The organism is Butyrivibrio sp. AE2032 (assembly GCF_000702965.1).
Window position 1 is genome coordinate 142,743 of the sequence record NZ_JNLF01000005.1, and the last position, 26,519, is coordinate 169,261.

The window sequence follows — 26,519 nt, forward strand, 5'->3', positions numbered from 1 at the left end:
TTCCTGCAGATGTTCTTGCCTGGATGTGGCAGAGGACCACCCTGATAACTGGAGAATTTTAGCACATGCCTCTTTCAAAGGCAAGCATTTTTGCCCAATCACTCTCCGAAATATTCAGTTTGTCAAGCATGTCGGGCCTGTTGTGCCATGTATCGACCAATGCCGCGATGCGGTTATAGTCTGCGATCACGGCATCATTGCCGTTCTTTAAGACTTCCGGGACCTCTTTGTCATGCCATACCGGAGGCTTTGTATACTGCGGAGCTTCGAGCATTCCGTCAGTGTGTGACTCGTTGGTGTATGCCTCTTCGTTGGGAAGAACACCCGGGATCAGTCTTGCGACAGCGTCGATGACCACGATTGCCGCCGTCTCGCCGCCCGTTAACACATAATCTCCGATGGAGATCTCCTCGTCGCAGATCTCGTTTATTACTCGCGCATCGATTCCCTCATAGTGTCCGCAGATGATGAGAAGATTATCGTATTTGGCGAGTTCGTGAGCCTTCGCCTGATTGAAAACCTGTCCCTTCGGTGACATGTAGACCGTATGGGGCTTCTTACCTCCGCAGAGTTCGACCGCCTTCTCATATGCCCCGTAAACAGGCTCGGGACGAATCATCATGCCCGTACCGCCGCCATAGATCGTATCATCGATGCGGCCGTAGTTATTGGGTGCGAAATCCCTCATCTGGATGCATTCCAGAGAGAAGGCTCCCTTCGCCATTCCCCTGCCCGTTATGCTGGTATCAAGATATGTCGTTACCTGCTCGGGAAATAATGTCGCTACATAAAATTTCATGATTGAGGCGGTGTCTGCTGATTATTGTAAATGTCGCCGACAAATGCCTGCCCCATCGCATCAACGCTGATAGCTGTTCCGCAATACTGGCAGTAATCGACCGTTCCCTTACGTATCTTGTTTGCCGTCGCGCCGCAGTTGGGGCATGTAACGGATACATACTCTTTCTCGAGAGCATCCTGATACTGCTTGCGGTCAAAATCAGTCTGCTTCTGCTGTGCGACAGCCTGAGCCTCCTTAGCCTGTTCCTGGGCCTGTAAGGTCTTCTGCTTTGCAACTGCTACCTTACGCCTCTTGACTATGTCAGACGTAATAACGATACCGAGCATTACAACAGCCGCTACAGCAACAATGACGCCTATCTGCCTCCATGACAGCTGTTTGGTCATGATCCTCTCGCCGGCACGGATGAAAGCCATTTCGAAGAACTCGCCTTCGTTGTACTCTTCATCCGAATAATAATAATCGATGTAATCGAGCAATATCTCTTTTGCCTGATCATCAATGACCTGAGTCTCGGCATCATAACCGGCAGTTATGGTACAGATATAGTTTCCGGAAGCATTGGGATATTCCCTGAAGATGACCAGAAGGTGTCCTTCATCATTACCGAACATCTCCTTGTATTTTGCATCCGCAAGTTCTTCCATTGAACCTTCAGACTTATATTTTTCGCCCTCTTCGCCCATTATCCAGAGATACGGCTGAACACCCGTGTCCTGATAAAAGCTCTTAAGACCGACTAAAAGAGAGAATTCCTCGTCTTCCTCTGCGTCATCGATCCAGTCACCCCAGTCATCCTGATACCATTCGTCTATAGGACTGCACTTGGAATCAGGCAGACGTTCTCTTTGCGTGGTTGAACGCTCGACTGTAAGCTCAAATGGGATACGGGGCTCCATACCCCTTTCTTTCATGATCAAAAATGCCATTACGGTACACATCGCAATGATAAACAGCGGTCCTAAGAATACTCTCATGCAGCCGCCGAGACAGCTCTCATTGCTGCGTCCGCCGCTATAACCACCGCTGCCGCCCTTATAAGAGCTGCTTCGGGAGTGATGCGAAGACGAACTTGAAGATCTGTAGGAAGATCCGCTTGAAGATCTTGAGCTGCCTGAAGATCTGTAAGAAGATCTGGAGCCGCCTGAATGTGAATGACTGCTTGAATGATGCGAGCTGTGGTGTGATCCACCGCTTCCGCCGCCTCTTCCCATGACTTTAACCTCCCTCTTCCACGTCCGGTATCTTACCGGTTACAGGATCACTGTATGTGATCACATCACCGCGTTCAAATCTGATTATCTCTATATCAACTGATGTATAAGTCTCTTTCATATTATCCCTCCCGATCATTTAAACATCTCGGCATAAGCATAGACAGCTGTTACAAGATCGCACAATTCAGGCGTGCAGATATCGGTATATGTATTCTTTAGTCTTAAGACATTTCGGACATAACTGATCGCACTGAGTGCAACCTGATAACGTTCGCCCGACTCATCGAAAACAACATTGTACGTCTTTTCGAGATCCCCGGCGCCTATGCCTTTGATATCCACATAATATTCCGGAAGTCCGTTGACGGTATCACCCGATAAAACAGCCGTAAGCACTTCATCTCCGCACTTGATGACATGATCTGCTGCATCATCAGACAAAGTAAAGTACAGCCTTATTGCAGTCTTGGAATCAAGAACAAGTGCATATCCCGTCACTTTAACGGTGCTGCTCTCACCGGTCTTAACAACTTTATAGTCGTTCAGATCATCCAAAGAAGGTTCCGAAAGCGCGTTGACATAGCCGTTTGAAGGAATATCCGTACAATACTTCCATTTTGCGGAATAAGCACAATAAGTATATGTTGCCCTTACCCTGGCTTTATCCGCGTCTGAAAGACCGTCATATGCCATAGCGGCTGTCAGATATCCGTTAACACTCAACGACTTGGTATTTCCTTCACACAAAGTTCCGTCAGAGTTGTAAAGCTCGAGAACCTCATCACCGGCACTTACGAGTTTCAGAGAGATAACTTCGTCAGCCTGCACGGCATTGACCCTGTATATCAGTTTATACTCAATACCGTTTTTGGTTTGTTCGCTAAGCACTGCAGACTGCTCGCCTTTGGGTCCGTTCATTATGACTTTTGCACCCGAAGAAACAACATCATCCGGTACCAGGAGATAGAAATTGAGACCGAGTTCATCACCCAGAGATACATTTGCACCGGTGACCGTGCTTCCGAAAAACGGACGGAGAGTGACTCCGCTGACAGTGTTCAGATCACTTACCGCTCCGCTGTTGATAATACCCGTCGCGGAATCACCGTCATATGCAACAAAGCTGTTGACTGACTTGACGGCAATTGCACCAGAAGACTGATCATCAACGGTAATGCCGCTTATCAGAATGCTGTCTGAGGCGGTTCTGTAACCCAGAGTGACGGCCTCACCTTCACGGATGACGATACCATGCGCCTGCCGGCTTTCAGCGGCTCTGATCTCCACATTGCCGCTGTTGATCGTCAGACTGCCTCCGGACATTATATTGATACCTGTATTATTTCCCTTTATGCTGACATCTCCGCCGTTTATTGCCATTTTGCACGTATTATTGATACTTATACCTACATTAGCAGCTTCAATGGTCATCTTTCCCTTATCGGCATCACAGCTTTGACCGTAAACAGCAAATCCGTTTCCTTCCAAATCCAATTTGCCGTTAATGCTGAGCGATTTGCCGTCTGCCAGGATAAGATTAACAACACCACGTGTATTGACATCTGAATTGATAACCACATCATCATCAACCACATACCAGGTTGTTCTGTAATCGGCTCCCAAAGTGGTGGTCGAACCGGTAACAGTTTTAGCATATGCTTTCGAACTATCACCGTTTTCGTCAATATAAGATACTTCTGAAGGGATCTCGCTGCCGGTATGAACCGTCACGTTACCGCCGTTTACAAAATAATTCGAATAGTAGATTACGGCATCATCACCTGTTCCCGTAATATCAACAACACCGTCATTGACAGTAAAAGCACCTTTGTTATTGAGACCTGCAATACCCGTTACGGATACCGTGCCGTTATTGACAGTAAAAGATCCGCTGTCTGTTATATAGATACAATAATCGATTCCCGTTAAGGTGACATTTCCTCCGTTGACCGTCATAGCACCAAATGTGTATATCGAATAATAAAGACTCGAAATTACAGTCAGTTCACCCGCTGTTGCACCCGTACTCTGGCTGTAAACATTCAAGGAAGCCTTGGGATTAACATATATTCCGTAATAGTCATTTGTACCGGGATCGACAGTCAGTTTTTTACCGTCAGCCAGGATCAGATTAACGTTGCCGCTGATCACTACCGTATCAGATATAACAAAGTCGTCATTAACTATATACCATGTTGTCTTGCCGGATGAGCCGAGTCTGGTATCGGAAGCTTTCACGGGATCGGCTGAATGACTCTTAAGAATGCCGTCACTGTCAATATAAGAATATGTCTGCAAGATCTCGCCCTTATTCTTTATAACAACAGAACCGCCGTTACAGACATACAGCTCATCATTAGAAAACGCGTTTTCGTTTATTCCTTCTATGGTAACAGAGCCGCCGTTTACGGTAATTCCGCCATAGATTCCATATTCATTTCCCGATATGGAAACGGTTCCTCCGTTTACCATCAGATTACTGCTTCCAGTATCCTTAACACCACCAGAGACTTTGCCTGTTACCGTAACATTTCCGCCGTTAATGATGACTCTGCTGTTGTCAAAAGCTCCGATGCCGGTCTCACCCTCTATGGAAACTTTTCCGGCATTAATTGTCACGGAAGCTTCACCGGTCATCTGTATTCCTAAGGTGTCAATATCCGGTGATACAGTTACCTGACCGCCGTTAATGTTCAAACTGTTATCACCGCTGACATTTACTACGTATGGAAGAGTCAGTTTTCCCATATTATTCCCAAGGCTCTGACTGTAAACAGAAAGAGATGCATGATCATTAAAGTACAGATTGCATGTTAACTCGGCTCCGTCAGCCAAAATGAGATTTACATCACCCGTCAGGATCATATGACCGTTAAGATCAACATTCCCGGAAACAACGTACCAGGACTCACCGTTTCCGCCATAATAGTTTTCTGAACTGACAACGCTGATAGCATCAACCGTTTTCCCAGCTCCGTTTTCATCAAGATATGCTGTTTGCACTTGAGCCAAAGAAGCTTCGTCAGTTATGACATATTCAACATCAGTTTCACCGGTCTTAACATCTGCAAATACAGGCAGCGACAGACACCAGGCAGTCAAAGAAAGTGACAATAACATTGAAACGATTTTTTTGCTCTTCATACAGATCCTCCCAAATCACTGATTCCTTCGTAATTCTAGCACAAAATAAAATCATCCACGGAATCTCATTTGAACACCGTCATTATCCCGCGCTCATACTTTTCGCCGCCCCATTCGACAACAGTGAACCCTTCTCTTATCGAGGGGTTTATCCTGGTAAGATCCTGAGGACAGATATCAACATATGAATCAGACGGATACCAAAGCATATTGACCCTTAATACCGTATCCGGTTCAGGTGTTATATCCATCTTGACCACCTTTTCGTAAGCATCAGTCTGAAAAGAGATAACGTTATATGCATTGCCCTCCATAAGAGGCAGCCAATACATAATGAAAGCATCAGATTCTTTTTCATTCAGTCCTAATTGCCTTAATGATATTTCAAGGAAATCAGCCGTGTCTTCACCCCTGACGCAGAACCCCTCATTCAGATCGGGCTTAATGGCAATATTCCCTTCCCAGAAAAGGAATGAATATTCTCTGCCGGACTTGTCTGTCAACGTACCGTCAGGCAGCGCTGTTACCGTCCAGCCGCTGACTTCGTCATACTTGGGATATGTCGTCTTGAGCCCGCCATCGAGTTCCAATCTGACATTTATCTCTGTTTCCTCCTCCGGGTAAAGATAGATGACCGGAGCCTTTGCGCGGGAAAGGTAAGACGTCATGAAACTGCCAAATACGGCACAGAGCAGCGTGATAACGACCAAAGCGATGATCTGTGCGCCCAACAGTTTTCTGAAACCTATGTTGATCCAGATAAAAACCGCCGCAGCGGCGACAAAGCTTATCAATGCAACAACAACATTTGACTTTATATCTTCAAACAAAGCATTTTGCTTGCGTTCTGCCAGGGCAGCTGTCAGTTCTTCGCTGTTCCTGGTGTCGGAGATCTTTATGGTTTCGTGGCTTCCGGCAACCCAAACCGTTCCGTTCTCGGATATTACCGAGATCGGGAACTCCGTACCCGCAGGATGCTCATTGCCTTCGTTATCAGTATACGGGACATCCAATATGGCCGTTCCGTCATAAACATAATAATTGCAACGGTCAACCTGACTTGTTGCAATACTGAGCACGAGGTTGGTTGCAACCACAATCAAAGCCTCGATCAACGTAAAGACGATCACACGGTTTCTGACCTTCCTGTCTTTCATAAGATCACCTCACAAAAGATGATTATCAATATCTCAAAAGCAGCATATTGGCGGTAAGTCCCGCAGCGGTACCCATGAGGAGCACCAGGTCACCTTTCCTGATCTTACCGTTCTCGATACCCCAGATAAGCGCGTGAGGGATCGCAACGGATACCATGTTTCCGTATTGCGGAACGATGTTGATGTATTTTCCTTCGGGAATACCCAGGTGATGCATTATCATTCCCAGAGCCTTGCTCGCCTGATGCGGAACGATGACATCGACATCGGTTACGGAATAACCGCTCTTTTCCTTGAACTCATCGAACATCTTAGGAACTTTCCTTCCGACAAGTTTTAATATCCTGAGGCCCTTCATGTCGAAATAATATTCTTCAGAGCCTTCAACGTAATTCTTCGGAAGGTATCCTGTAAGGCCGCCTCTGATCTCGGTATCGTGAGCTCCCTCGGACCAGGTCTTCTGCATTCCGTATATAACGCCGGATACACCGTCACTGCTCTTGCTGATGACCACTGCGGCAGCACCATCACCGAAGAGTTCATAGCTTTCTTTCTGATTGGGATTAAGACCGCCCGACGCCATCTCGCTCGCTACCATGAGAACCCTGTTGTATCGCCCTGCCTCAATGAGATAGCTCATGACATCCAGGGCCGACACAAAGCTCGTGCATGTCGTATTTATATCCATCGCAGGGATCGACGTGCCTTTAGCTATCTGCTCATGGATAAGCGCAGCAGTACACGGAATGGGCTGGATGCCGACAGCGGATGTCGATACGATGCAGTCGATATCGTTAATGGAGAGAGAAGCGTTTTCGAGAGCGCGCTGTGCGGCTTTTACAGCCATCGAAAGCTGGTTCTCGGAACTTCCCTGAGGTATCCTGTGTCTTATCTGTCCCCTGAATTCGACAGTGCTCTCAGGTATGTAGTAACCGTATCCGGTTATCTCGATATTTCTCATTATCTTTTTCTCCTTGATTCCACGCGCTTCAGTTTCTTACTCCGGTCAAATGAATAACCGTGGAAACTTACACTCGGTATTATAAAATCTCTGTCATCAGCCATCTTTTTAAGTTCGGTCATAAACTTATCTTTCATGGCATCATCTTCGTTCCAGTATACTTCCAGATCTCCCTGCTCAGTCTGGACGATCCTGTAATCGCTGACATCGCCTGAGAACAGGACGAGTCTTCTCATAAAATCCGGGAATACCGTAACCTTGCCGTCATTTCTGCCGTCGAAAACGAACACGTCATCTTCTCTTCCCTCTATTCTCTCGAGTGCCGTAAAGCAGCTTCCGCAGGGGCACGGTTCTTTCCTTTCGACAAGGATATCGTTTAAACGGTAACGGATGATGGGCTGCGATGTTCTCGTAAAATCCGTGATCACCGGTATAAACCTTTTGTCATCCAGATATTCCTTTTCAACATAAACGATGTCCTCATTAAGATGGATCGTCCCGTATTCGCAGGTTGTCGCAAGACACCCTTCGGTACACTGGTATACCTGATGGATGACGTCCGTGCCAAATGCTTTGCAGATCACCTCTCTGTCCCTGTCTTCCAATACTTCAGCGATAGATATAACCTTTTTCGGACGGATGTCTTTTGCATATCTGCAAAGATCCAGGAGTATCGAAGGCTGGCCTACGACGATGTCCGGTTTCTGGGCTATCAGCTTTCTGATATTATCCTCCACTGACTGATAGATGTCATAGAAAACAAAGTGAATATTGGATGAACTTACGGATTCGTAAAGATTCGAATTTGCTCTCATAAAGAAAGCGACTTCGTATTTATCAAGAATGGATCCGTATAAGACCTTTGACAGGATATATCCGGCCCACATGTCTTTCTCTTTGTCTGACACGAGGAATATTCCTCTAGTATCACTTGTGCCTGAGCTCAGTCCCACCGTTATGTGGTTAAGCTTTTCCGAAAAATCGCGGCTACGCTCGGAATCTATCGCAAGCTTCATTGCCTCTTCCCTGTTGGTGCCGACCGTATTTAGTTCATCGAAATTTGCCATCATCTGCTTCTTGTCCATCAGCGGATAATCAGATAAAGGCCTGCCCTTGTAAGACTCATAAAATTTCGAATGCGAAGTAACGAAATCAAGCTGTTTTCCGATCTGCTTTTTCTGATAACTCTCCAGAGCATCACGGTCTTTGAAATGCTTATTCTTATACTTAAGATATGTCATGAGGATATTCAGTTTATTGCTCATAAACACCCTCCCTGAATTCCTCGTGTGAATAGATAACTTTGATGTCAGGATGCTCCGATTCAAATGCTTTTATGCGTGAGATCGAATCTTTATACTGCCCGTAGTCATCCTGGATCTTTTTGGGGATCGCCTTCATCTTATCTACCCTGTCAGCGAAAAAATGTCCCCACGAACAGTCTGCCGCCAAAAGCAGTCTGTACTCCGGAACATAAACTCCCATCTGTCCTTTCATGTGGCCGTCAAGTCTTATCCCGTATATGCTTCCGTCACCCAGCACGTCATATACTTCCGTGAAATGAACGGAAAGCATCTTAACAACGGCATCCCCGCTGTTCTTAACGGGTTCAAGCCTCTTATACTTCACATTGGCAGACTCATCAGGAACCTGATTGCGGAAAACGAGTTCAAGGTTTTTCGCTCTTTTCAATGCATCTATACAGTCTCCTGTGGCAAGCAGCGTATAGTCATTAAAGTCTTTCAGACACCCGATGTGATCAGGATGAGGATGGCTTAAGATTATGTTGCTGACATTAAGTCCTTCAGCCTTCATCCTGTAACTGATCGTCTCTTCTTCTGTTACGGAAGTGGGATTTAAGAGATTATAAAGCTTCGATACTATTCCGTTTTCGAATATCCTTTTGGAATATCCCGTATCAAAAAGAACAGTACCGTAATCTATATGCTCGAACTTTGCAACGAGCGCGGGAAATACAACTTCTCTTTTCTTCTCGCCTTTAAAAACCGAAGCCACATTATTCTTACAGGTTCCGCAGGCATAGAGCGTAACGTTACTTATTAGTCTGCCACCATTTTCCATACTCACGGATCCCTTCTTTTAGTGTGATCTTCGGAGAATATCCAAGGATACTCTTTGCCTTGCTGATATCAAGTGACTGCGAGAAAGACAATGTGCAGACGGTATATCTGGTAAGCATCGGTTCTTTATTTGTCGGCAATATGGTATAGAAAAACTCCATGACAGCAGCGGCAGCATATAAAAGTCCGAAGGGAAGGTTCAAAAACTTTGCGGTCTCTCCGGCTTCCTCACAGAATAATTCCAGGAGTTTTCCGAACTCGGAAGGCTCTCCGTTCGTGATGTTGAACGTCATGCCTTTTGCCTCCGGCGTGCTCATGGCAAGATAACACGCATAAGCAACATTCTGCACGCAGGTTATGTCCACGGTGATCTTTCCTTTACGGATAAGCGGTATGCCTATCTTCCCGTTGGCGCGCATAAGGCGCGGCATGAGGCTTGGATCACCCGGACCGATAAGACCCCTGGGTCTCAGGATCGTAAGGTTCAGTCCATTTTCCTCCAAAGCATGGAGTTCTTTTTCCGAGAGGAGCTTCGTCTTAATGTAGAAATTCAGTTTATTGGCAGGATCGAAGTTCTCTTCTTTTATGTTCAGTCTGTCTCTTTTCGCAGTATAGATACTGGGCGAAGAGATATAGACCATGCGTTTCACGTCATGCTCAATGCAGAGCTCCGCGATATATACGGTCGCTTCTACATTTGCCTTGTGGAAATCCTCATATCTGCCCCACGCGGAACTTAAGGCTCCGGTATGGATGACATAATCAGGCTTTTCCTTCGCAAACAGTTCTTCGAGCTGCTTCCTGTCGGTGATGTCGGCCTTTGCAAACCTCACCCTTTCAGATACAAGTTCCGCACCGCGCTTCTCATTACGGCCGACGGCAATGATTTCATATCCCGGATGCTCCAGGATCTCTTTGATCACATAACCGCCCAGAAAACCTGTAGCGCCAGTAAGCAGAACCTTGTTACCCATTACGTCTCCAAACCATGTCTTTCTATCAGCCGCACAGCCTCAGCCGTTCCGTCAGCCTCTCTTATTATTGTCCGGCATCTGTCAGGCTCGAGTCTGTCGATATTCTTTACTGCATTATACAGTTTTTCCGTATCGTACTTCTTAAGATAAAATCCGGCTTTGTGCTTTTTCATTATCCTCGCGTTGTACCGTTCCTCTTCCTGCGCAGGGATGGATATCTGTCTGACTCCGTAGTACATCGCGGTATAGACGGAACTGACACCGCCGACATTGATGAACAATCCGCAATGCGGGATAAGGTCGACATTGTAGACCCACTTTTCCGCACGCACGTTGGGCATCGCCGTCATCCAGTCAGGAGCGGAAGGCACCGATATTATAATCTTCTTTTCGCGCATTCCCGGCAATTCGAGGAATTCCTTCATCTCATTTACGTTCTGCCCGAAAACGGTTCCCATGGAAATATAGCAGTCGTAATCCTCATACTCCGCTCCGTGAAGCATCTCTATCTGTTCTTTTATCGTCGTTCCGACAAAATGCACGGACTTCGGGAAAGTCCACGAAAGAGGCTGAAGTCTGTACGGAGTCATTACGAGGGTAACATCCGCGGTATTCATGTAAAGGTCGATGAGCTTAAAGCCCTTAAGGCCTCTTACTTTCCTGAACCTTTTATCCTGTTTTATGAGCCTTCTCATACCGCCGCCGTGCTTTAATACCAGCGGAACGCTCGATGTCGCGATGTTCGAGAAAAGGCAGACCGGCAGATTAAAGCCGATGGTACATACGGTGCAGATGCTCCTGCACTTGAGTTTATACGCGATATTCTTTGCGAACGAGAGCATGGAATCGTATATGAGAAGATCAGGCATTTCCGCCTTCACTTCTTCAAGATATATATCGTACAGCTTCTCGTTGAGATTAATGAGGTTATCCATGAGCACATAAAGATCGCTCGTCACCTCATCAAGTCTTAATGTCTGGAATTCCCTGCCGTATTCACGGTACTCAGCACTGCACTTTTCAATATAGTCCCTGAAAGCGGGAGTGGCAAAACACGAGATCTTATGACCTTTTGCGGCGAGCTCCCTTACGACAGGCAGGACCGGCAATACATGTCCGTATGCAGGTGTCATAAAGTAGACTATCTTCATAAGCTATTGCGTTCCCCGGATGATCAGTCGTACAGTTCGTATAGACCTTCAGGTAATCTGCACTTGATGAATCCCTCTTCGATGCTGACTTCGTAGCAGTATACCTTCACGAACGGGAGCAAGAGATTCTTCTTCGCACTGCGCTTGATCTCCAAAGTGTACTGGGGTCCTGTCTGGAAACAGTCAACTACCTTTCCGATGTCGCCCCTTGTATCGTCTATCACCGTAAGTCCCTTAAGGTCGGTGATGAAATAACTGTCTTTCTTGAGTTTAACGGCATTGGCTCTCTCAACGGCTATAAACCTTCCCCTGAGGAGCTCAGCCTTATCCCTGTCCTCTATCCCTTCAAACCTTACAAGAACGTTCCCTCTGTCCATCCTTGCATTGGCGCATACTTTAGCTTCGGGCTTTTCCATATCCTGCCCGCATGTAAAACATTCCTTAAGTTTAAGGAAACGGCGCGGGTCGTCCGTTAAGGGGAATACTTTGAGTTCCCCGCGGACGCCGTGCGCGCCGGTAATCTTTCCTATGATGATGAGTTTTTCCAAAAGAATCAGCCTACTATATCGACTATAACGCGCTTACCTTCCTTGAGGTACTTAGCCTTCATTATCGAACGGATGGCCTGAGCCCTCTTACCGTTCTTGCCGATGATCTTTCCTGTATCTTCGGGAGCAACGGACAGCTCGAAAACAACGGTGTTTCCGCGCTCTGTCTTCTTTACGTTTACCTCATCGGGATTACTTACAAGTTCCCTTGCGATATAAACCAATAACTCGTCCATATAAAGCTCTCCTTCCTAATTATTTTGAACCCCATCTGAATAATATCAGATGATGCCCTGCTTCTTAAGAAGAGACTTTACTGTATCTGTGGGCTGTGCTCCGTTAGCGATCCACTTCTTTGCTGCATCAGCATCGATCTTAACGCCGTCTGTCTCAGTCATGGGATCATAGTAACCGATCTCCTCGATGAAACGTCCGTCTCTGGGATATCTGGAATCAGCAACTACTACACGATAGAAAGGTGCCTTTTTCTTACCCATTCTTCTTAAACGAATCTTTACTGCCATTTTGTTTTTCCTCCAAAAAAATATATTTTTGTTTTTTATAATCATCGCCATAAAAATGACGGGATCGACTTTATCTTCTGCCCTTGCGCTTCTTCTTGCGGTCGCGTCTGCCGGTGGGAGCTGCTGCGGAATAATCTCCGCCGTCGTCATCTCCCGGAGCCGAAAGGCTGCCAAGACCCTGAGGGAAGCCTGTTCCCATTCCGCCCATGCCGGACATACCGCCCATATTGCCTAAACCGCCCATGCCGCCCATGTTGCCCTTAAGGCCCATCTTGGCTGCCTGTCTGGCAAATCCCTTGGGCATCTTGAATCCGCCTTTGCCGTTCGAGAACTGCTTCATGAGCTTTGCGGTCTGCTCATACTGTGTGATGAGCTTGTTTACGTCTGAGACCTGAACGCCTGCGCCTGCCGCGATCCTCTTTCTTCTGCTTGCATTGAGGATCTGTGGTGCTCTTCTCTCCTTCTTTGTCATCGAGGAGATGATGGCCATCTGTCTGTCAACGATCTTATCGTCAAGGTCCTCTTCGTTTACCTTGCCTGCTGCGCCGGGCATCATGCCTACGAGGTCTTTGAGAGAACCCATCTTCTTCATCTGTGCGAACTGGTCATAAAGGTCATCGAGGTTATAGCCGCTGCCCATCATGCGTTCCATGGTCTTGCGGGCTTCTTCCTCGTCGATGTTGGCCTGAGCCTTCTCGATGAGGCTTACGACGTCTCCCATGCCGAGGATCCTGTCAGCCATACGCTGAGGGTAGAATCTCTCGATGGCATCAACCTTTTCACCTGTACAGATGTATTTAATAGGCTTGTTTGTAAGTTTTCTGATGGATAAAGCAGCACCGCCTCTGGCGTCACCGTCGAGCTTCGTCATTATGAATCCGTCCATGCCGATGTTCTGCTCGAAGAGCTGTGCGACGTTGACGGCCTCCTGACCGATCATGGCGTCGACTACGAGGAGTTTCTCGGTGGGATTAACGGCTGCTGCGATATCTCTGAGCTCTTCCATGAGCTCTTCATCAGCAACCGTACGTCCTGCAGTATCTATGATCAGGTAATTGCAGAGCATGTATCTTGCTTTGCCTTCACCGTCTCTGGCGATCTTAACGGCATCCTTTTCTTCGGGATCGATATAGCATTCAACGCCAACAGCGTCGCTCAAAACCTTGAGCTGCTGAGCGGCTGCCGGTCTGTGAACGTCAACTGATACTACCATCGGCTTCTTGCCGTTCTCCTTTAAGAGCTTGGCAAGCTTTGCAGCCGTTGTGGTCTTACCTGCACCCTGGAGACCGTAAAGGATTATCGTATTAAAACCTGATGAAGAAACATTAAGCTTATCTTCGCCGTCTTCACCGCCAAGGAGTTCTGTAAGAGAGTCTCTTACGATCTTTACGATCTGCTGGCCGGGCGTAAAGGACTCCTGGACATCGGCGCCCTTGCACTTCTCTGTCATGTCGGCGACGAATTCCTTGACTACGCTGTAGTTTACGTCTGCCTCGAGAAGAGCCATGCGGATCTCGCGCATCATTTCCTTGAGGTCGCTGTCGCTTACGCGGGCCTTGCCGCGCATCTTGGAAGTTATATTCTGAAGCTTTTGCGATAAGCTCTCAAACACGTTGTTACATTTCCTCTATCAGTTCTTCAAGCTCTTTTGCAGCCATTGCGGTATCACCGCTCTTTATGTGCTCCAGAGCCCTCTTTGCTCTTGCCTGCTGCATCTCGAAAAGCTTCAGGAGACCTAGCTTCTCCTCATACTCTTCAAGCTGCCTTTCCGCCCTTTTGACGGTATCGTGAACGCCCTGCCTCGATATGCCCTCCGCTTCGGCGATCTCTGCCAAAGTCAGGTCATCGTTGTAGTAGCTCTCACAGGTGCGCCTCATCTTGGGCGTGAGAAGATTGCCGTAGAAATCGAGCAAAAGGTCTGTTCTTACTGACTTTTCACGCATGTTAAGGCAAGCCTCCCTGTTTGACGCCTGCACATAATAACAAAGGATAAATGGTGTGTCAAGTATTTTTACTTGTCAGCCCCGGCACATTTTTTAAGACTGCTAAGGAAGCCGCATCAGCCTTAGGATCAGCTTTTCGCCCACATATAGCAGTAAGACTGGGTCCTTGCCGCAAAGTTCGTGGAGGTCTTTATAAGCTCTCTAACCTCTTCTTTGGTATACCAGCGCGCTTCGAGCTCCTCCTCATCGGATGTGCTCGGAGCAAAATCGCCTTCTGCCGTGCCGATTACGACAGAACTCTTTTCATTGGTAAGACCGACACCGGAATAGCTCATCGGAAGGATCTCATCGATCTTAACGAGCTTTAAGCCTGTCTCTTCCCAGAGTTCCCTCGCGGCAGCGACCTCAATGGTCTCACCCTCGTCGATGAGGCCTGCCGGGAAGTTATAAGCAAAATCACCGACCGCCATGCGGTACTCTTTATTCAGCAGGATCTTATTGCCGTCAGCGCTCGTGACAATGAGAATGACTGCATCGCATTTTTGACGCTGAAGATCTTCGAGACTCGTTATATTCTTGTCTCTCGAGCTCATCTCATAGATCTTGCGGTTGCCTAATTCAGTCTCGTATTCTGCTTCGTATGAAGTGATAAAACGTCCCTCGTGGACTTTCTTAATGCCTATGAACTTCATTTCTTTCCCTTTGAATCCTTTCCCATTCTTCTCTTTATTACGTCTTCTTTGGCTACGGAATAGCCGAAGAAACCGAGTTTCTCGCCTAAGAGATAATACTCTCCGTGATTATATGCCACAAGCTTTGCGTTTTCGAGACAGAGTTTGCCCTTATCGTCCAAAAGATATGAGTCTGCAGTAATGCTCTTTATCTCGCCTATGAACATGTCGTGGGATCCGAGTTCCGTCACACTCTTTACCGTGCATGAGATCGACACGGGAGCTTCCTTTATCGCGTAAGCATATTCAAGACCTTCCGCCTTGACGGGTGTTAGAGAGCACGATGCGAACTTGTCCTCTTTTTCGCCGCCTCTGACACCGCAGTAATCGCATGCCTTGCAGAGTGATTTGGAAACGAGGTTTACTACGAACTCACCTGTCTCCGAGATCAGTTTATGCGAATACCTGTTCTTACGGATGCTGACAGAGATCATGGGAGGTTCGGAATTTACCGTTCCGGCCCATGCCGCCGTCATTATGTTCGGACGTCCGTCCTTCCCTGCTGATGAGATCATTACGACCGGAACGGGATTGAGTATCGTCGATACTCCCACCGCTATCTTGTCGTGCTTTGCCAATTCTTATCCCTCCTTGGATACGAGCGGTGTAACCGCCGTAAAGCTCTCGTGCAAGAGCAGATAGTCTTTGATATCGATGCCTGCGGAATAGCCGACGATGCTGCCGTCCTTACCGATGACGCGGTGGCATGGCACGATGACCGCCACGGGATTATCTGAACATGCGGCGCCCACAGCCCTGGTGATCTTCCTCGCTTCTGACAGATTGCCGTCAGTCAGTTTGAGAGCGATATCCTCATAGCTCGCGGTACCTCCGAACGGAATCGTAACCAGAGCTCCCCAGACCTTCTTCTGGAATGCCGTGCCGGTATTGAACCGCACATTAAGGTCAAACCCCGCCCTGTTGCTGCGGAAGTATTCGCTGAGCTCAACATAGGCCTTAGCGAGTTCTTCAGGAAGGAACTTCAGCTGCTCTTTCTCAAGCGTATAATCGCCGTTATCATTCCTTACGAGACCGCCGTTATCGTCGAGCAGCCCCAGACCCGCAGCCACATTCCTGACAAACGGATCCTCCACGGCCTGACCGTAGTGAAAGAGCTTGACGCTGTCGATATAATCCCTGCCGCCTGACACGATGGCTACACCCCGCGCGAACGGAACAAAGCAGATATTATAAGCTTTATATTCATAGGAAAGGATGGCAAAGAGCCCTGCGTCCTCAAAACCATTCTTCAGTCTTACCTCGTCCTTAAGAACAGCCTCCTGTGTAAATCCCGCGCCCATAAGGATACGCTCAAGGCCCTCATTTCCGTGATCGCAGATGACCGTAACCTTGTGATAGTATTCGCTCAAGAAACAGTATCTCAGCACTTCATCGACAACACCGCTCTGTGTATCAGCGTTGGCGTCATTCGTGAAAACGAATTCGATATGCGCCCTGCAGTTCTTCCTGTCAGGTCTGAAGAGCTTTATCAAAGCATAAATTACGCCTTCCTTGGACGCGAGCAGGGCTTCTCCCTGACTTCCCGTTCCGAAAGACCTTATGTCGTCCTCGATGAACTTCAGAGTTCCTTCCATGAGGCCTCTCTTGCGAAGTTCGGAGCTGTCGCCAATATGAATCTTGCGAAGATCTATCTTGTCAGCCATAGCACTTCTCCGGATCAAACTCATCGTTTCCTTTTACATACTCTGCCGTATAGTCCTTGGTCTTCTTTACGATCCTGCTGTAAGATGCAGGACAGTAGACCGCATTGTCCATCGTCTGCCTGAAGTCAGACGCCATGTGTCCGAAAAGCTCGTCTTCCGATATCAGATCCCATACCGCTTCGTTCCTTGTAAGAGGCATGAGTCCTGTCATGTTTTCTTTTTCGAGCCTGTATATGAGGAGCTGAGCATCGGGATCGAAAGAGATGAATGCCGCAAATTCAGCCGCGAATCTGCCGTTTTCCGAGCCTCTGGTGACGCAGAGAGAATAAGTGCTTATGTAAGGAATGCCGGCATTCGATGCGTCATCGCATGGGATGTGCAAAAGATAAAGTGTTCCCGGATAGTACTTTGCCCAGTCGGTAACATTTGCCGAAGAATCAGTCCAGAGTGCAGCCTGTCTCGAATATACGGGATTAGACCCGTCAACAAGGTCCGTCGCCAGAGAATCCTCATAAAGATCCCTTACGAAAGAAGCGGATCTGTCGATTATCGTTTTCGCATTATCGCTGCCTGAGGCATACTCTTCAGAGACCATATAAGAAGTCGGGACATCACCGTTGAAAGCCGATCCCAGATACGGGATGAGCTCATACGCAGAAGCGAACGGGACACATTCATGCTCGCTGCTGATAGCCTCAAGGTATTCCTCAAGGTCTTCAGTGGTATTCTTTGTCTGGAGCTTTCCCGTCCCTGAAGGGATAAACTCCGTGTTGCCCATTATTATCTCGGCGGAACAGAAATGCGGAACAGCATAGAAAACGCCGCCTTCCGAATCATTGGTAAGAGCCCGGGCATATATCTGCTGGGCATTGAGATACGGATTGTCGGAAAGATAACTGTTCAGTTCCTCGGCATATCCGCCGTTTCTGACAGCCTGACAGTCCTGGGCCAGGAAAAGATCGGGAGCTCCATCGCCTGACGACCATTCCCTTACGGTATCGATGCCGGCGCCGGTGCTCGCACATCCAATATTGGTCACCACATAATCTGTAGCAACGGAATAAAGATAATCAGTATCTACGGTAAGGCCGCTCTCTGCGCTGTCCCAGAGGCCGTTATTCTTGCAGTAGAGCATCGACACGAGACACTGAACGGTCTCATTCGAATAAGGGAGCGCCACGGTGAGCTGGCGGATACTTTCATCTAAAGAAGGAACAGACTCTTCGCCGGTCTCCTCAGTCTCAACAGTCATGGTCTCTCTGGGTGATATCGAAGGAAACAGATCGTCACCCTTTTTGCAGCCCGTAAACAGTGCGCCCGCCATAGACGCACACAATAAAACAGCTGTAGCTTTCCTGCCGATGCCAAGGGCCTTCATCCGATAAAACCTCCGATAGGTTAATTATATCATTCTTAAACTGAATACTTACTTGACACTTAACTTCCAAATGGGTATATTTTTATGGCACGCCAAAGTGGCTCAGGGGTAGAGCAATTCACTCGTAATGAATAGGTCGCGGGTTCGATTCCCGCCTTTGGCTCCAGGTTTTAAAGGGCTGTTTCACTAATGCGGTGGGGCAGCCCTTCTGTATTCCTGACAGCACCGGGCTCACGGGATATCAAAGAGCAACTTTAATTCTGCCCTTCCATTGTTTAAAATATTAAAAAGCGCTTTCGTGACAAAAGGAAATTTCTGATGAAGAACTATCTTAAGCTGTTAAGAGTCAAGCATTACATAAAGAACATCCTGATCTTTGCCGCACTGTTATTCAGCGGACAGCTTTTCGCGCTCGACAAGTTAAGAGACTGTGCCATAGGTTTTGTGGCATTCTGCCTTGTCTCATCTGCCATCTATATCGTCAACGACATAAGGGACAAGGACAAAGATGCCCTCCACCCGACCAAAAAGAACAGGCCCATCGCGAGCGGAAAGATCTCCGTAAAAGCAGCCTGTTCAGTCGCTGCAGTATGCCTGATACTTGCCGGAGTATGTTTTTCGTTCGTCTTCAATATAAACGCGCTTTTGCTCTTATGCCTCTATGTTGTCTTAAACCTCCTGTACAGTTTCGGCCTTAAGAACATTCCTCTGGTCGATGTTGCAATACTGGTATCGGGATTTCTCATAAGGGCAGTTTACGGTGCCGTTATAACCGGAATCGAAGTATCGGGCTGGCTGTATCTCACGGTTATCGCCCTGTCATTCTTTATGGCATTCGGCAAACGAAGGAACGAGCTCAAGATGGAAAACAGGGACAACACCAGAGAAGTTCTGAAGGGCTATACGATGGGTTTTCTTGATAAGAGCATGTATCTGTGCCTTGCCATGGCAAACACTTTCTATGCGCTTTGGACCATGGGAACCTCAACCATCGAGCATTACAACAGCAACAAGATCATCTTCACCGTTCCGATCGTGCTGCTGATAACACTGAAATACTGTCTTAACATCGAAAAGGACACATCCGAAGGCGATCCGACGGAAGTGCTGTTCCATGACAAAGTGCTGCTGGCATTATGCTTTATCTATGCTGCAGTCATGATGTTCCTCCTGTATTTCGACAGGATAAGGACATTATTCGGAGTCTGATCAGACCGGGAACTCTCTTACAGCAAAACTCAACATCTCTGCCGTTGCAGGAATATTATGGAACAGCAGGAATACTATTACGGCAAAAGACAATGCCGGGATGATCCACTTTACCTTGCATTTATCCTCTAAAGCCTTTATCAGCCTGAAGATAAGCACAAGGAAAGGCCAGCCAAAATAAAGCGAATACAATACAAGACCGTTTTCCGCCGTGCCCCACCCTACCAGGATCAGCAGGATCAAGGAAAAACCGATCCAGCCCAAAGCTATCTGGGATATCTTCTCTTTTCTCGAAATGATAAAGCCTGCCAGCGCCAATGCGAATATGATCAGACCCGCGATATTAAGCGAAGACACTTCGGCGAGCTGCCATGTGTTGTAATCGCCGTAATATCCGTCATAATGGACTTCCAATGATCCCGGAGCATAGAAAACACCGGCTATAAAACTGAAATACTGAAGGACCCTGGCACCATATCCGACCGAACGGCCTGTAAAGAGCGACAAAACACCTACGTTATTCCAGAAATTCATTATCAGGTTCAGTCTTCCGGAGATCAGCATCAGAACAACAAACTCAATTCCGTAGATTACCAGACGCTCCACAAACTTGATAACTGCTTCCATTCCCTTCTCTCCTCGCAGCAGGAAGAACGGGACCAGCACTCCGCTGGTAAGCAACGTTCCCGTGGAAGCATAGGAAAATATCCAGGCTTCTTTACTGTCATTGATCATAAAATGGATCGTCATGACCAGCCAGAAAAATGCGACGACATACTGTTCCATCATCAGCGAGAAGAGCAGGAATGTGTAAGTGGACGAAAAGACAAGAACAAAACATATCCTTTGGATCCAGTTAAGTTTGAGCTCAACGGCAAGTATCAGTGCCGCAGCCAGAAGAAGTATTATCTGTCCGTAATCAATGATAAGAACTGAAGGAATTGAAGGTATTATCTTGTGAAGAACAGAGCCGATAAGCCCCGGGATTCCCAGCAAAGGCGCCGATAAAACCGCAAACAGAGGCTGCCTGACATCATTTTCGACATTATCAATGAGAATAAAAGCATTGTTCTCGACCAGAGCCGAAGAATCGCTCGTATAGATAACATCCAGCTTCAGATCCGTGTCATAGAATGCATTTGTCCTCATAAAAGAAAACGCGACAAAGATACCGTAGATCAGGAACAGGATCAAATAAACGATCCATTCCGCCTTTTTTATCTCAGCTTTGCCGATAATTGTGCCGATAACGCCTTCGATCTTCTTCCAGAAAAGAAGATTGACAGCAAATACAAACGGCAAGGCAAGGATAACCAGAACTGACCTGATCAGGAATGCGTTTTCAAGACTGAACAGCGGCTTATACTTCAGGATATCCCATGTGCATAAGCAGATCCCAAGGGAACTGAAAAGAGCAATGATCCTGTGTTTTAAAGATGTTTCGGAAAAGAAAGAACCAAACGGCGGACACACTGCGGACAACAGCAGGATAAGCACAAATGCCGTAAAAGCGGAATAATAGAATTCCACCTGAAGTCCGGTATTACTCAGGAAAAAGCAAAGCGCCGAAAACGGTATAAACCAGTTTTTACCGAGATTTGAAATGATCTCCGGCAGCTTTAAAGTCTTAATGCGTCCGATAAGGTATTGGGTCATAAAGATCAGGTTCCTCTTCCGAAGAGCTTACCCATGGCATTGACCGCGTCACGAAGTCCGTCTATCGATTCGTTCAGGCCGTCCACGTCGATGTTTCCGATCTTATTGATCGCATCTTCCATGGCGTCAGTGTTATCTGCAAGTACCTTATCAACATCAGACATCATGTCATTCATGCCGTCAAGTGAAGTATTGAGGTTCTCGAGAGTGTCTTCAGCCTTGCCGACAAGGTCCGTAGCCTCCGAAAGAGTGATCTGTATCTGATCTAACGTCTGCATGACCTTGGGAACGATAAGGATGGCGGAAACCAGGAATATCAGCGCGATGGCCATCATGGCGAAAGCTACTATTGAAGTCCTCTTGGCGGACTTCTTCTCATACTTGAGTATCTCGCTCTGAAGATCGTGGTCGGAATAATCGACGAATTTTCCCTTCGTTATCTTATTCTTCACGGGCTCTGCCGGAGCTGCAGGTGCTGCAGCGGGAGCAGCCGGAGCAGCCTCAGGAGCTGCCGCAGGTGCTGCGGGGCTTACCGTGGATGCTTCATTGACTTTATTCTCGTTTTCCATAATATCCTCCTGCTGATGTTACCGTTTTACAAATAAAAATAGAAAAGCTGTCTCACAAGCAGATTTCGACGCTTATGAGACAGCCGAAAAAAGAACTGTATTAGTGGTGGAACAATCTCATTCCCGTGAATGCCATGGCGATGCCGTACTTGTTGCATGTCATGATGACATGATCGTCACGGATGGATCCGCCGGGTTCTGCGATGTACTTAACGCCGCTCTTATGAGCACGCTCGATGTTGTCACCGAAGGGGAAGAATGCATCAGAACCGAGTGCAACGTTATCGTTTTTAGCAAGCCAAGCCTTCTTCTCTTCTCTCGTAAACACTTCAGGCTTAACCTTGAAGATGTTCTGCCATGTACCTTCAGCGAGAACGTCCTCATACTCGTCTGAGATGTAAACGTCGATGGCGTTGTCTCTGTCGGGACGGCGGATGTCGTCAACGAACTGGAGACCCAGTACCTGAGGGCTCTGTCTGAGCCACCAGTTGTCAGCCTTGTTGCCTGCGAGTCTTGTGCAGTGGATCCTGGACTGCTGTCCGGCGCCGATACCGATTGCCTGACCGTCCTTAACGTAGCAGACTGAGTTGGACTGTGTGTACTTGAGCGTGATAAGGGAGATCAAAAGATCGATCTTCTTGTCCTCAGGGATGTCCTTGTTGTCAGTAACGATGTTGTCCAGAAGAGCGTGGTTGATCTCAAACTCGTTTCTTCCCTGCTCGAAAGTAACGCCGTAAACTTCCTTTGTCTCGATCGGAGCGGGCTTATAGGAAGCGTCGATCTTGATAACGTTATATGTACCCTTTCTCTTTGTCTTAAGGATCTCAAGAGCTTCGGGTGTATAGTCAGGAGCAATGATGCCGTCGGATACTTCTCTTGCGAGCATTGTAGCCGTGATGGCGTCGCATGTGTCGGAAAGAGCCGTGAAATCTCCGTATGAAGACATTCTGTCAGCGCCTCTTGCTCTTGCATACGCGCATGCGATGGGAGAAAGCTCACCAAGATCATCTACGAAATAGATCTTTGCTTCTGTCTCTGAAAGGGGCTTTCCTACTGCAGCGCCTGCAGGTGAAACGTGCTTGAAAGAAGTTGCTGCGGGAAGTCCTGTTGCTTCCTTGAGCTCTTTTACAAGCTGCCAGCCGTTGAAAGCGTCCAAAAGGTTGATATAACCCGGCTTGCCGTTCAACACTTCGATGGGAAGCTCAGAACCGTCTTTCATGAAGATCCTTGAAGGCTTCTGGTTAGGATTGCATCCGTACTTGAGTTGCATCTCGTTAGACATTGTCATTCTCCTTTATCTTTTCGTGAATAGATTACTTAACATTCTTGTTTACGATACGTGTCTCGGCAGCGCCGGTAGCGATGTCAATGTAGCGTACGAAGAGTGATACCTTGTTGTCTTCGTTAAGGCTCGTCCATACTTCGTTTGTAAAAGTATCGATGTCACCCTTGAGCTCAACCTTCTCAGGCTCGCCGTCAAAAGACGGAAGCGGGCTGCCGTCACCCATGTATGTGTGGATGAATCTGCCGATTCCGGCCTTGGGATTTGTGTATGTGAACGTGTGTCGCTCGCATGAATCCGGATCACCGTCATCGCTCTTCAGGATGGACATGGCGAAATTGTATGTGCCGTTCTCAACGTGCATTATTCCGGAGATCCTGGGCGTGAAGTTAGGAGCGTCGTCCTCGAACTCCCTGCCTCTCAAGGACTGCTCGAAAGTCATCTGCTTGTCCATGAGTTCATAGATCGTATCAGTCTGGTCGCCGTTGGTAACGATAGTCTTGTTGCCGAGTACTCTTACGGGCGAATAGATGATGAGGTGCGGATCAGTAAGAAGAGAAGGATCGAAAGCCTCTGTCTTGATACCGTCTTCAGTAGCCGTGAATACACGGTTCCTGGAATTAACGCTTCTTCCCATGATGAAATATGCCGTAACAGCATACTTTCCGTCGTCTGACTTACCGATAACGATTCCTCTTCCGGGATATGCGTTCTCTGAAAGGATCTTGCTAAGGTTCTGTGTGATCATATGGCACCTCCAAAAATTTAATACGATATTATCTGATACGGCAGATGTTGTTTTCTATTACCACCCTGCCGTCCGCGATAAGTCTTATGGCTTCGGGAAGGAGCTTCCATTCGCACTCCTTCATGATCCTCTTCTGAAGTGATTCGGGCGTATCATCCGGCAATACTTCGACAGCTTTCTGAAGAAGGATCGGTCCCTCATCGTAATTCTCGTTTACGAAATGCACTGTAGCGCCAGACACCTTGACGCCCTTTGCCAGAGCAGCCTTGTGAGGTCTTATGCCGTACATGCCCGCACCGCAGAATGACGGGATGAGCGCCGGATGTATATTGATTATCCTGTTGGAATACTCGGAAACGATCTTGGGGCCGAGCAAGGAAAGATATCCTGCAAGAACGACGAGCTCGGCTCCTGAAGCCTTGACCGCGGACACTACTGCATCGTCCCACGCCTCGATGGAATCAAAGTCCTTTCTCGATACCACGGCAGACGGTATGCCGTTATTTGCAGCTCTTTCAAGAGCGTATGCATCCTTTGAAGAAGACAGAACGAGAACGATCTCAACATCTTTAAGGATACCATCCTTGGTATTGTCTATTATCGCCTGAAGGTTGGTACCACCGCCCGATACGAACACTGCAATCTTCATCCGTTAAGTCTCCTGTATCTAAAGTTCTATTATTCCCGTGCAACAAGTGTTCCCGTTTCCGGAAGAGAACTAATTGCTTTGCGAACGATTCCGCACAAGCGGACGTAGTCCGCGCGGAGGACCCAGTGAGCAAAGCTATTAGTTATACTTCACTTTGTGTACGGACTCTTCGTCGTCCTCAGGCTTGCCTGCGATAAACTCGCCGTCGAAGCATGCGGAGCATACGCCGCAGTCGATCGTATTGAGAGAAGCTCTTAAGCTTTCAAGACTGATGTATGCGAGAGAATCTGCACCGATCATGTCGCGGATCTCCTCGATCGTCTTTGTGCTTGCGGGGAGCTCTGTCTCGGATGAAGCATTAACTCCGTAGCAGCAGCCGAACTTAACCGGCGGAGAAGCAAGCCTTACGTGTACTTCCTTGGCTCCGTTTTCGCGGAGGAATGAGATGATGTGCTTTGTCGTGGTACCTCTTACGAGCGAGTCATCGACAATGGCGATCTTCTTATCTTTGATGGCAGTCTTGAGCGCAGCGAACTTCATCCTTACGGCAAGTTCTCTCTGCTGCTGTGTGCTCTTGATGAATGTTCTGCCGACATATCTGTTCTTGAGAAGTCCCGCACCGTACTTAACTCCAAGTCCTGCAGCATAACCTTCTGCAGCGGCATTTCCCGAGTCGGGAGCGCCGATAACGAGATCTACATCGGCAGGGCTTTCCTTTGCAAGAGCCATGCCTACTCTGTATCTTGAATCGAAGATCGACATCTTGTCGATAACGGAGTCAGGTCTTGCAACGTATACATACTCGAAAACGCAGACCTTGGCATCCTTCTTTTCCTTGGACGGATCATACTTGATGGAGCTCATGCCTTCCTTGGAGATCGAGATGATCTCGCCGGGCTCGAAATCCCTTATCGTCTCGCAGCCGATGGCATCAAGTGCGCAGGATTCGGAGGAGATATAGTACTTGTCGCCGAGCTTGCCGAGGATCAAAGGTCTAAGACCGTAAGGATCCCTGACGCCGATGAGCTTGTCCTCTGCCATGAAGATCATTGCGTAAACGCCGTGGATCTCCTTCATTGTCTCAAGGATGGCATGCTCGCAGTCATCTGTCCTGATCCTGTTGCGGGAGAACAGTGAGAGGATGATCTCCGAATCTGTATTCGTCTGGAAGATGGCACCCTGGTCCTTGAGCTCGTCCCTGATCTTGTTCGCATTCATGATGACGGAATCGGAAGTAAGAGCTATGGAACCGACTCTGGACTTTATCGAAATGGGCTGGATGGCATCAGTGCCGCTCTCCCTGGGAGAACCGCCTCTAGCATGACCTATCGCACATGAACCTGTAAGAGCTGATAATGTGACCTCATCGAAAACATCAGTTACGAGACCATTGGCCTTATGCACCAGGAAAGTCCCCTCATCGTCGACTGCGATACCCGCAGATTCCTGACCTCTGTGCTGTAATGAGAAGATCCCGTAATAGGTATCTCTCGTTACGTCCTGTTTGCTTCCCTTGATGTCATAACATCCGAAAACTCCGCTCATGTGCCTGTTGCCGTCCTTTGCTCTGGTTTGTTTCTATGTTTACGGTATGGACCGTTAACTTTTTAATTCATCTCAGCGATCTTCTGCTGAAGTCTTGCATCCCTCTCCTCAACGGAATCAGCAAGTCCTGCCTTGTAGTCCTTTATCTTCTGCATAAGCCCGGGATCAGATATCGCGAGCATCTGGCAAGCGAGGATGGCAGCGTTCGAACCGCCGTCTATTGCCACTGTGGCTACGGGAATGCCCGTGGGCATCTGTACCGTCGCATAAAGAGCATCAACACCTGCAAGAGCTCCGCCCTTGCAAGGAACGCCGATGACGGGAAGCGCGGTATTTGCCGCGAGTACTCCGCCCAAATGAGCAGCAAGACCTGCTGCGGCGATGATAACCTTGAAGCCTTCAGCTTCTGCGCCTCTTGCGAGTGCCATTGCCTTATCGGGAGTCCTGTGAGCTGATGCGACTGTTGCCTTAAACCCGACTCCGAACTTGTTGAGCATCTTGAAGCATCCTTCCATTACGGGGAAATCGGAATCGGAACCCATTACTACCAGTACTTTTTCATCAGCCATATCAATTACCTGCTTTC

General features: G+C 47.8%; 26 protein-coding genes and 1 tRNA gene. 2 read left to right on the forward strand and 25 right to left on the reverse strand.

The genetic code is table 11. The annotated features are described in order from the left end of the window. Positions 1 to 58: 58 nt before the first annotated feature. The 18 genes from trmD to BO18_RS18460 form a co-directional block, all read right to left on the reverse strand. Positions 59 to 799, reverse strand: coding sequence for a tRNA (guanosine(37)-N1)-methyltransferase TrmD (gene trmD / locus BO18_RS18375; RefSeq protein WP_034448882.1), 741 nt, complete (start codon positions 797 to 799; stop codon positions 59 to 61). Beyond that, a complete protein-coding gene (locus tag BO18_RS18380; protein ID WP_034448883.1) occupies positions 796 to 2,016 on the reverse strand; it encodes a hypothetical protein in 1,221 nt (406 codons plus the stop codon). Before BO18_RS18380 ends, trmD begins: the two co-directional genes overlap by 4 nt. Positions 2,017 to 2,151: 135 nt before the next feature. Further along, positions 2,152 to 5,163, reverse strand: a complete 3,012-nt coding sequence (locus tag BO18_RS18385; RefSeq protein WP_034448884.1) for a hypothetical protein — start codon at positions 5,161 to 5,163, stop codon at positions 2,152 to 2,154. A 65-nt stretch (positions 5,164 to 5,228) separates the two neighbouring features. Further along, positions 5,229 to 6,320, reverse strand: coding sequence for a hypothetical protein (locus tag BO18_RS34945; RefSeq protein WP_185752506.1), 1,092 nt, complete (start codon positions 6,318 to 6,320; stop codon positions 5,229 to 5,231). Between the two features lie 25 nt (positions 6,321 to 6,345). Then, positions 6,346 to 7,281, reverse strand: coding sequence for a 3-oxoacyl-[acyl-carrier-protein] synthase III C-terminal domain-containing protein (locus tag BO18_RS18395; protein WP_034448885.1), 936 nt, complete (start codon positions 7,279 to 7,281; stop codon positions 6,346 to 6,348). Further along, a complete protein-coding gene (locus BO18_RS18400) occupies positions 7,281 to 8,546 on the reverse strand; it encodes a F390 synthetase-related protein (RefSeq protein ID WP_051688928.1) in 1,266 nt (421 codons plus the stop codon). Before BO18_RS18400 ends, BO18_RS18395 begins: the two co-directional genes overlap by 1 nt. Further along, positions 8,536 to 9,363, reverse strand: a complete 828-nt coding sequence (locus BO18_RS18405) for an MBL fold metallo-hydrolase (RefSeq protein ID WP_034448886.1) — start codon at positions 9,361 to 9,363, stop codon at positions 8,536 to 8,538. The genes BO18_RS18400 and BO18_RS18405 overlap by 11 nt, the downstream gene beginning before the upstream one ends. Continuing rightward, positions 9,335 to 10,336, reverse strand: a complete 1,002-nt coding sequence (locus BO18_RS18410) for an NAD-dependent epimerase/dehydratase family protein (RefSeq protein ID WP_034448887.1) — start codon at positions 10,334 to 10,336, stop codon at positions 9,335 to 9,337. Before BO18_RS18410 ends, BO18_RS18405 begins: the two co-directional genes overlap by 29 nt. Beyond that, entirely contained in the window at positions 10,336 to 11,487 is a 1,152-nt protein-coding gene (locus BO18_RS18415; RefSeq protein ID WP_034448888.1) for a nucleotide disphospho-sugar-binding domain-containing protein, read from the reverse strand. The genes BO18_RS18410 and BO18_RS18415 overlap by 1 nt, the downstream gene beginning before the upstream one ends. Before the next feature lie 23 nt (positions 11,488 to 11,510). Further along, entirely contained in the window at positions 11,511 to 12,035 is a 525-nt protein-coding gene (gene rimM / locus BO18_RS18420) for a ribosome maturation factor RimM (protein ID WP_051688929.1), read from the reverse strand. A gap of 5 nt (positions 12,036 to 12,040) precedes the next feature. After that, positions 12,041 to 12,271 (reverse strand): KH domain-containing protein, encoded by a 231-nt coding sequence (locus BO18_RS18425; RefSeq protein WP_034448890.1) that lies wholly within the window; start codon positions 12,269 to 12,271, stop codon positions 12,041 to 12,043. 45 nt (positions 12,272 to 12,316) lie between these two features. After that, positions 12,317 to 12,559 (reverse strand): 30S ribosomal protein S16, encoded by a 243-nt coding sequence (rpsP, locus tag BO18_RS18430; protein WP_034448891.1) that lies wholly within the window; start codon positions 12,557 to 12,559, stop codon positions 12,317 to 12,319. Positions 12,560 to 12,629: 70 nt separating this feature from the next. Further along, positions 12,630 to 14,171, reverse strand: coding sequence for a signal recognition particle protein (ffh, locus tag BO18_RS18435; RefSeq protein ID WP_066738381.1), 1,542 nt, complete (start codon positions 14,169 to 14,171; stop codon positions 12,630 to 12,632). 4 nt (positions 14,172 to 14,175) lie between these two features. Next, the gene (gene ylxM / locus BO18_RS18440) at positions 14,176 to 14,502 is read right to left on the reverse strand and encodes a YlxM family DNA-binding protein (protein ID WP_034448892.1); all 327 of its coding nucleotides are present in this window, start codon (positions 14,500 to 14,502) and stop codon (positions 14,176 to 14,178) included. 128 nt (positions 14,503 to 14,630) lie between these two features. Next, complete coding sequence (locus BO18_RS18445; protein ID WP_034448893.1) at positions 14,631 to 15,194, reverse strand: NUDIX hydrolase; 564 nt, start codon at positions 15,192 to 15,194, stop codon at positions 14,631 to 14,633. Further along, entirely contained in the window at positions 15,191 to 15,811 is a 621-nt protein-coding gene (locus BO18_RS18450; protein ID WP_255350967.1) for a flavin reductase family protein, read from the reverse strand. Before BO18_RS18450 ends, BO18_RS18445 begins: the two co-directional genes overlap by 4 nt. A 3-nt stretch (positions 15,812 to 15,814) precedes the next feature. Then, positions 15,815 to 16,897, reverse strand: coding sequence for a methylated-DNA--[protein]-cysteine S-methyltransferase (locus BO18_RS34015; protein ID WP_051688930.1), 1,083 nt, complete (start codon positions 16,895 to 16,897; stop codon positions 15,815 to 15,817). Next, complete coding sequence (locus BO18_RS18460; RefSeq protein ID WP_034448894.1) at positions 16,890 to 18,275, reverse strand: hypothetical protein; 1,386 nt, start codon at positions 18,273 to 18,275, stop codon at positions 16,890 to 16,892. The genes BO18_RS34015 and BO18_RS18460 overlap by 8 nt, the downstream gene beginning before the upstream one ends. Positions 18,276 to 18,366: 91 nt before the next feature. Here BO18_RS18460 and BO18_RS18465 point away from each other — a divergent pair. Both BO18_RS18465 and BO18_RS18470 read left to right on the forward strand, forming a co-directional pair. Next, a tRNA-Thr gene (locus tag BO18_RS18465) sits at positions 18,367 to 18,441 on the forward strand. Positions 18,442 to 18,593: 152 nt separating this feature from the next. Continuing rightward, the gene (locus tag BO18_RS18470) at positions 18,594 to 19,484 is read left to right on the forward strand and encodes a decaprenyl-phosphate phosphoribosyltransferase (RefSeq protein ID WP_034448895.1); all 891 of its coding nucleotides are present in this window, start codon (positions 18,594 to 18,596) and stop codon (positions 19,482 to 19,484) included. Here the strand turns inward: BO18_RS18470 and BO18_RS18475 are convergent, their stop codons facing one another. The 7 genes from BO18_RS18475 to purE all read right to left on the reverse strand — a co-directional run bounded on the left by BO18_RS18475 (position 19,485) and on the right by purE (position 26,502). Continuing rightward, positions 19,485 to 21,140: a hypothetical protein gene (locus tag BO18_RS18475; RefSeq protein ID WP_034448896.1), complete on the reverse strand. Its 1,656-nt coding sequence runs from the start codon at positions 21,138 to 21,140 to the stop codon at positions 19,485 to 19,487. Positions 21,141 to 21,145: 5 nt separating this feature from the next. Further along, complete coding sequence (locus BO18_RS18480) at positions 21,146 to 21,709, reverse strand: DUF948 domain-containing protein (RefSeq protein WP_034448897.1); 564 nt, start codon at positions 21,707 to 21,709, stop codon at positions 21,146 to 21,148. Positions 21,710 to 21,809: 100 nt separating this feature from the next. Then, entirely contained in the window at positions 21,810 to 22,991 is a 1,182-nt protein-coding gene (locus BO18_RS18485) for a phosphoribosylaminoimidazolecarboxamide formyltransferase (RefSeq protein ID WP_034448898.1), read from the reverse strand. Positions 22,992 to 23,022: 31 nt separating this feature from the next. Beyond that, positions 23,023 to 23,739 carry an IMP cyclohydrolase gene (locus BO18_RS18490; protein WP_034448899.1) on the reverse strand — a complete coding sequence of 239 codons (717 nt, stop codon included), beginning with the start codon at positions 23,737 to 23,739 and terminating at the stop codon, positions 23,023 to 23,025. A gap of 28 nt (positions 23,740 to 23,767) precedes the next feature. Further along, a complete protein-coding gene (gene purN, locus BO18_RS18495; RefSeq protein WP_034448900.1) occupies positions 23,768 to 24,388 on the reverse strand; it encodes a phosphoribosylglycinamide formyltransferase in 621 nt (206 codons plus the stop codon). A 138-nt stretch (positions 24,389 to 24,526) separates the two neighbouring features. After that, the gene (gene purF, locus BO18_RS18500; protein ID WP_051688931.1) at positions 24,527 to 25,933 is read right to left on the reverse strand and encodes an amidophosphoribosyltransferase; all 1,407 of its coding nucleotides are present in this window, start codon (positions 25,931 to 25,933) and stop codon (positions 24,527 to 24,529) included. 62 nt (positions 25,934 to 25,995) lie between these two features. Continuing rightward, complete coding sequence (gene purE / locus BO18_RS18505) at positions 25,996 to 26,502, reverse strand: 5-(carboxyamino)imidazole ribonucleotide mutase (protein ID WP_034448901.1); 507 nt, start codon at positions 26,500 to 26,502, stop codon at positions 25,996 to 25,998. Positions 26,503 to 26,519: the final 17 nt, after the last annotated feature.